This is a genomic window from Vibrio sp. 10N.222.48.A3, from assembly GCF_041475345.1.
Lineage (GTDB): Bacteria > Pseudomonadota > Gammaproteobacteria > Enterobacterales > Vibrionaceae > Vibrio > Vibrio tasmaniensis_A.
Genome location: NZ_JBFRVX010001376.1, coordinates 1 through 562, shown reverse-complemented (window position 1 = coordinate 562; position 562 = coordinate 1). Strand labels below are relative to the sequence as shown.

Annotated in this window: 1 protein-coding gene; it reads right to left on the bottom strand. The window is 37.9% G+C overall.

What is annotated here, in order from left to right:
- Nucleotides 1-562, bottom strand: a 562-nt coding sequence (locus tag AB4653_RS26465; protein WP_372105711.1) for an iron-containing redox enzyme family protein, incomplete at both ends; no start/stop codon positions are given.

The following is a 562-nucleotide window of genomic DNA, read 5'->3' as shown; positions in this document are numbered from 1 at the left end:
ATATAAGATAGTTGAGTATCTTTTCTTAGAGCACTCACAAACATGTTAGAAAATCTTTCCATATCTTCCCTCGCTCCATTCACAATTGAATTTATAGTGTGTTCATTCATATGTTGTTGTGCACAAGCCAATGCGGCTTCTCCATGTCTCTTATCTACAACACAATGAATACGTATCCACGTACATTCCTTTTCACTCAGTTCCAACCGCTCCACCATTTTTGCTACTGCTTGTGCTAAATAGTGAATTGCATTCTCGATAACAACATTCATTCCTAAGTATTCATAGGTTTTAGCTTCTGTGAAATTATCCCATTGTCTGTGGTAGCTAGAAACCAATTCATCTTCGATTCCGATTTTATAACCCATCGATTTCATATCTTTCATCGCCACAATGTCGTGATCAGCCTCTTCTTCAGCCATCGTAGAGAATAACCTTTGCATCTCAGCTGTAGGTGAAGCTAAAGCTGCTTTATTTAATTGAGCTTCTCCTGGGACAGAGTAGTGATAAAGCATCGAAACAAAATTTATGTAATTAGCTTTTGTTGCTTCTTGCATGGCCA